Origin of the sequence: Phormidium pseudopriestleyi FRX01 (genome assembly GCF_017313335.1) — a bacterium.
Classification (GTDB): Bacteria; Cyanobacteriota; Cyanobacteriia; order Cyanobacteriales; family Laspinemataceae; genus Laspinema; species Laspinema pseudopriestleyi.
Genome location: NZ_JAFLQW010000087.1, coordinates 1 through 5,424, shown reverse-complemented (window position 1 = coordinate 5,424; position 5,424 = coordinate 1). Strand labels below are relative to the sequence as shown.

The 5,424-nt window shown below is 42.8% G+C and carries 9 protein-coding genes; all 9 read right to left on the bottom strand.

The window, feature by feature from the left end; genetic code table 11:
• Window positions 1-373: 373 nt before the first annotated feature.
• A complete protein-coding gene (locus tag J0895_RS03610; RefSeq protein ID WP_207086762.1) occupies window positions 374-802 on the bottom strand; it encodes a DUF29 domain-containing protein in 429 nt (142 codons plus the stop codon).
• A gap of 30 nt (window positions 803-832) precedes the next feature.
• Window positions 833-982 (bottom strand): DUF2887 domain-containing protein, encoded by a 150-nt coding sequence (locus J0895_RS25620; protein ID WP_340643442.1) that lies wholly within the window; start codon window positions 980-982, stop codon window positions 833-835.
• Between the two features lie 50 nt (window positions 983-1,032).
• The gene (locus J0895_RS03600) at window positions 1,033-1,494 is read right to left on the bottom strand and encodes a DUF29 domain-containing protein (protein ID WP_207086761.1); all 462 of its coding nucleotides are present in this window, start codon (window positions 1,492-1,494) and stop codon (window positions 1,033-1,035) included.
• A gap of 144 nt (window positions 1,495-1,638) precedes the next feature.
• On the bottom strand, window positions 1,639-1,863 hold the full coding sequence (locus tag J0895_RS03595) for a hypothetical protein (RefSeq protein ID WP_207086760.1): 225 nt from the start codon (window positions 1,861-1,863) through the stop codon (window positions 1,639-1,641).
• A gap of 60 nt (window positions 1,864-1,923) precedes the next feature.
• Entirely contained in the window at window positions 1,924-2,403 is a 480-nt protein-coding gene (locus tag J0895_RS03590) for a hypothetical protein (RefSeq protein ID WP_207086759.1), read from the bottom strand.
• Between the two features lie 134 nt (window positions 2,404-2,537).
• The gene (locus tag J0895_RS03585) at window positions 2,538-3,401 is read right to left on the bottom strand and encodes a DUF2887 domain-containing protein (RefSeq protein ID WP_207086758.1); all 864 of its coding nucleotides are present in this window, start codon (window positions 3,399-3,401) and stop codon (window positions 2,538-2,540) included.
• Between the two features lie 123 nt (window positions 3,402-3,524).
• Window positions 3,525-4,013: a ribonuclease toxin HepT-like protein gene (locus J0895_RS03580; RefSeq protein WP_207086757.1), complete on the bottom strand. Its 489-nt coding sequence runs from the start codon at window positions 4,011-4,013 to the stop codon at window positions 3,525-3,527.
• Complete coding sequence (locus tag J0895_RS03575; protein ID WP_207086756.1) at window positions 3,995-4,345, bottom strand: nucleotidyltransferase family protein; 351 nt, start codon at window positions 4,343-4,345, stop codon at window positions 3,995-3,997. The genes J0895_RS03580 and J0895_RS03575 overlap by 19 nt, the downstream gene beginning before the upstream one ends.
• Before the next feature lie 93 nt (window positions 4,346-4,438).
• Entirely contained in the window at window positions 4,439-5,158 is a 720-nt protein-coding gene (locus tag J0895_RS03570; protein ID WP_207086755.1) for a Uma2 family endonuclease, read from the bottom strand.
• Window positions 5,159-5,424 lie beyond the last annotated feature (266 nt).

The following is a 5,424-nucleotide window of genomic DNA, read 5'->3' as shown; positions in this document are numbered from 1 at the left end:
ATCTGTACCTCATGAATCCACCGAACCGCTATATCTCACTCGTTGCGAATCAATGGCCAAACCATCTGCATCAAAAACACATCTCCATTGTAAGGACTTTTGGCAAAAAGTAGGAGCAAAGAGCTTTCTCGCCCCTACTTTTAACCCCTGATTTTTGCATATAATCTCGCTTTCTTTATGCCAAATTCATTTGGATTCGCTCTAGTAAAGCACTTGGTTTTATTGAGGCGTGAACATTTCTTCTAATGGGTCATCTAATTCGGTCAATACTCCGGATTCATCAAGGGTTATAGGTTCGGATTGACAACTGCCCCAAGTTCTCTCAAAAAATCCTGGACTGGGGTCTGACTGGAAATATTACTGTTAGAATAGGCTAATTCGGAAACCAGTCATCATCTAAGGCTTGGCTGAGGCTAATCTGAGCATCTGGGGGCAGGGAAAACAGCTTCGAGACGGATTTTATGGCGATGGGATGCACTTTTTCGTAAAAAGTTGGCAGTTGCGGATTCAAACTGGGGCTATCTTCCAGGCGATCGCAAATTTGGGCGCGGAAATTAACAATTTCTGAAGCCCAGTGATTTCCCAATCTTGGCTTTTCAGATTCCCAGTAGGACAATTTGAGCAGATGCTCTAGCAGACGGGTTAAAAGACTCATCAGAGCACGTTTGTCATTTTTCCCCATGCTTTCTAGTTCTTCAATTAAATTCTCCCAATCGATACAATCAAAGTTACGGTTTTGCAGTTGTTGGATTGTCTCTTGTATCCAATAGTTGTAGTCCCTGTCATAGAGAGAGGATGTCATGGTAAAGTCTCCTGAAAATTGATACTCTTTTTATAAAAGGATTGGATCGCGTTTCATTTGGACTTCGAGAAATACCAATGGCAAACTCGGGTTATGATCCACCGGGGTAAGTAAGCCATCAAATCGTTTTTTATTTTCATACAACCAGGAAAGAGAAAAGCTGACGGCACTGTGATGAATGCTAGAAAAGGACAGGAATCACAGTACACCGTCAATACTCCCATCCCTCATTAAACTTCTGGATACCAGTTATCATCCAATAATTGCTCGAAGGAGTAGGGGCAGTTTTCCGGGATAGTATCCTGAGATAACCCAGTTTTTTGCAGCACGACTTTCAAAGCCGTCTGATAAATCGACGCTAAATTTTGATTTAATTTATTTTCTAAGGTCGTCGTTAACCTATCCGATAAGTCTGCTCTGAAAGCTGTAATTTCACCTTTCCAGTTGCGATGGCTTCTGTCGTATTCTTCTCTCCAATATTGCAATAACAAAAGATGAATAATAATTTGCCTTAAAAGACTTTTGATTTGATTAAAATCTCTTTTCCCCAAACTTTCCAATTCCTCAATTAAATTGTCTAAGTCTAAGTCTTTTAACCGATTTTTTCTCAAAAATTTAACGGTTTCTGCTAACCAAAGATACTCATCAATCTCATAAAGTTCTTTAAGAGTGGTTTTTGTGACCTTTGACATAAATCAAACTCTAGGGTTTAACGAGGTTCTACTCGCTATCATTCTAACCGATATGCCTTCGGCACCTTGGCCGATCGCCTCCGAGGACGGTCCAAAACCAGACAAGCTTGCTCCATCAAGTCAGAATCGGGCTGGGGTGCCATGTCAGGGGAAAGGGGTCACCTTCTGGCTCATTCCCTGCCATTGAGCCGATATCAAGGAGAGCACTTTGATTCCCAGTGCGATCGCTCCGCGTAGCTTCAGACAGAGAATTGTCAAGACACACAGAGGCGATCGGCTACGGGACGCGGCAGGGCTGAGGCGGGGTGAACCGAGGCGATCGCCCATATTGTTTTTCTCTTCAGGGGCGATCGGTTGGAGCAGAATCAACAGGCGATCGCATTACCCGCCTTAGAACAGACCGCAACAACCGTCCCTAGGGAGAATCCTTTATCCCCAAATACTACTCATGATGGCTCCAGCCAAGGGATTGTCAAAACTACTATGGCGGAATAACCAGTTGATTAATAGAGGCTCAATTTCAAACTCTTCCGCTCCTACTTTTCCCTCAATAAACAAAGAAACCAGATATCCCTGGAGGTTTATTCTGTTCCCTTCTTCATCCAAGATGGTCCATTTTTCAAATTCCGGTTCATAGTTTTCTATGTTTTTTCCAGAGTCTTCTAAGCTGACTTTTACTCGCCTAGAACGATTGGTAATTTGGTAGAGTTTATTGACGAAATCTTCAATATGTTCTGCAAATAAATCTGGTTTTAGGGTAGCTTTTACAGAATCCTGGACAAAGGTTATTTCATAAAGATTCAAATCAAATCTTTCATCCAGGGCTTTTTCAATTTGCTGGAAAGACAAAGATGTTATGGGTTCAGTTTCAAAACTCTGAACTACATTCAATGAATAATAAGTTCCCATGATACAACTCCTGGGAAAGCGGGCTAATTTAATTGAGACATCTGCATCAATGCCGGGGTGTTCGGAGGGGTTTGAGGGCGATCGCACTCCAGTAAGAGATTTCCGAGGGAGGCGATCGCGCTTCTGTCCAAGGATTACTCTTGGATCTGATGGGTTCTTAACCAGTCATCTAACTCTTCAATCCCTTTAAAATCCAATAGAATCTCCCCCAAAGACTCTAATTGCGGAATAGAAAGGGAACGAATTGTGGAAATTTGCTCCGGAGTCAGGGGACCCACCCGACGCGAGAGTAGACGTAAAATCAGATTCACCTCCCCCTCTTGCTGTCCTTCTTGGCGTCCTTCTTGGCGTCCAATCTCCAGAACTTCGCGATAAAAACGAGTTTGAGTTACATTCGCTTCTCTAAGATTCAACATATTGTGTAGCTCCTCGATACTCAACTTAGGGAACTTATTCACCAGTATAGCCTCTACCAAATCCAAGTATTTTTGAAATTCCCTCGGAGTTTGAGCGCGGCTTAAAATGGATTGGGCGAGCTGACTCGCTTTCGACTTCGGCACGACAATCAACTTGAGCAGAGACAAATTGGGACTTAGATTGTCTACAGAGCGCAAATCTTCCAGATATAAGCGGGTGACTACTCCCGATAATAAGCATTGATAGGGAGCAGTTGCGCCTAAATTAATTTTTCGGCTTTTTAGGATTAACAAGCCTTGCCAGGGTCTAACAACTTGATATTGCAGCAGATAAACAAAAATTCCAGCAAAATAGCGCCCATAAAATGTGGAATCTGTTTCCATCTGGGCTTCTAAAAACACCAGAGGCAAGCTGATATCTTTGGATACCGGAGTCAGCAATCCATCGAGTCGTACTTCTTTTTCTTTAACCACAGGCGCACTATAGTCAAATTCACAGTCTGTAGGGATGTCTGGTAAGAGTTCAGAAAGGAGACTAGGCTGATTTAAGAAAATTCGATAAAAGAGTTTATCTGTGTTCATGATTTCCAGGGTTTCCGAGGATTCACAACCCAGCAAAAAAAGCTCAACCGGGTTTTATCCTTTCCTAAGTATAATTTTTTTTAGGTCATTTCGCACTCTATTTTTGTTAACTTTTTTGACAGTTTATTCAGTTACTCGACTATCAGACTCCGATAACTGAAAAATAAATTGATTGACATCTGATTTGAGTTGAGGAAACAGCTTGAGAGATTTATCGAGATTAGTTTTTAAAGGTTCATATTCAAGGGTTGCACCGTAAGCATGACGAAAGAAATGACGAAATCCTCGTAGACTATTGAGAATCGAGTAGGTCTCAGTAGATAAAAGTGCCGGACGTATTTCCGGAATATCCATTTTCATCCGCTGAAGCAAAAGACTGTGCCATTGATTGGACTCATTGATGTTGTTTTCAAAGTAGGTTGTTACAATTTTCATCAATTCTTCTGTGGCACTATACAGATTATGAATTTGATAAGCTATGCTTTCTAAAACGATTTCATCATCGGGCTGTAATCGCTTTGAGCGAATTACTAATTTTTCATAAATCCCTTTGATTAATGCCATTTGAGCTTGGATATCAACGGTAAAAACAATTAAAGTTTGGCTATCCATACAATTCCTTTTTCTCGAATACGATGGGCAAAATGGCATTGATTCATTTGGATTACATCCACGTCTCGGGCCAGGGCTTCGGAAATAAAGCCAATGACTGAAAAAAAGTCTTCGGAATTAATTTCCTCAACGGCAATATCAATGTCCGATTGGGAATGAAATTTATAAGGCTGGGTGACTGAGCCAAAAATATAGGCTTTTTTAATGCCATATTTTGAGCCAAATTCATCTAGCCATTGGATAGTTTTGCGCAGTAAAATTTGGCGTTCTTGTTCTAGGCGGAAGCGTTTTTCTTTGAGTGCTTTATCTAAATAAGAGGTGTTAAAACTCATGGTTTTTTATCTTTAGCATGATTGCCTACAACCTTGTCATGGGGGCTGTTGCGTTCCAAGCCCCCATGACAAGGGTTAAGTTGGATGACAGGGTTATTGATGTGGTTCTATACCGATCGCCCGTAACTGTTCTGCTAATTCCTGTGCTCGTTGTTCTGCCCGTTCAGCCCGTTGGCGCTCGGTTTCGGCCCGTTCATCTTTAGAGGGCAGTAATTCTCCTTCTAAAGTGGCCCAGCGTAGCCAGATAGCATCTACATCCCTGTACTGTCCAGACCACCGGACTAGGGCCAATCCCAGTTTCTGGCTGAGTAACCGTCCTTGTTCGTCTTCTGCCAGGGGTTCGTAGCTTCCTTTTGTTAAGACAAACCCGGCCCAATCCTCTGAATTAAAGGGGTCGTACCAAAAATACTCAGTGACCCGCATCTGATTTTGGTAAATCTGCTTTTTCTGGGTTTTATCCTGTTTGGCGGTACTGGTGGATAAAAGCTCAATGACCACATCGGGTCCTTTTCCTTCTTCCCACAGGACCCAGCTTTTACGTTCGCCGCGAGGTACGTCTAGGACGGCGAAGACATCGGGACCTTTGAAGTCGCGATCGCGCACTTGGGCCAGACTATAGTAAACAAACATATTGCCCCCGACAAAGGCATCCCGGTCTTTCAACCAAGTCCACAGGGGGTCAACCAATAAATCCATTTGCAGTTTATGCCGCAGGGTTTCCATTGGAATACCATCATCACAGGGCAGTTCATCTTGGGTAGGTGGAAGGGGAATCTCCGTCGGTTCTGTCAATGCAAGTTGAGAAGCAGACATGATACCTCAGCGATCGCGACTACAGTTTTAATTTCTATGATAAGTGGCCTACTCAAACCCCCCGGGAAATATCCATTAAAAAATGTAGGGGCGATTCGCGAATCGCCCCTACATTTAGATAATGGTTGAACCTCCCCACGTCTAAAGCCGGGGGATTCCTGCCTACCCCAAAGGGCGACAGCGGGACATTCAAGTATCCCTCTAGACCATCAAAACAACTATCCCTAAAAGAAAAGAGATGATGCAATTTGGCTTACTTCTTTATT

Coding starts and splice junctions, on each gene's coding strand:
- J0895_RS03610 (WP_207086762.1), bottom strand. CDS start 802: ATGACATCCTCTCTCTATGACAGGGACTACAACTATTGGATACAAGAG.
- J0895_RS03600 (WP_207086761.1), bottom strand. CDS start 1,494: ATGTCAAAGGTCACAAAAACCACTCTTAAAGAACTTTATGAGATTGAT.
- J0895_RS03590 (WP_207086759.1), bottom strand. CDS start 2,403: ATGGGAACTTATTATTCATTGAATGTAGTTCAGAGTTTTGAAACTGAA.
- J0895_RS03585 (WP_207086758.1), bottom strand. CDS start 3,401: ATGAACACAGATAAACTCTTTTATCGAATTTTCTTAAATCAGCCTAGT.
- J0895_RS03580 (WP_207086757.1), bottom strand. CDS start 4,013: ATGGATAGCCAAACTTTAATTGTTTTTACCGTTGATATCCAAGCTCAA.
- J0895_RS03575 (WP_207086756.1), bottom strand. CDS start 4,345: ATGAGTTTTAACACCTCTTATTTAGATAAAGCACTCAAAGAAAAACGC.
- J0895_RS03570 (WP_207086755.1), bottom strand. CDS start 5,158: ATGTCTGCTTCTCAACTTGCATTGACAGAACCGACGGAGATTCCCCTT.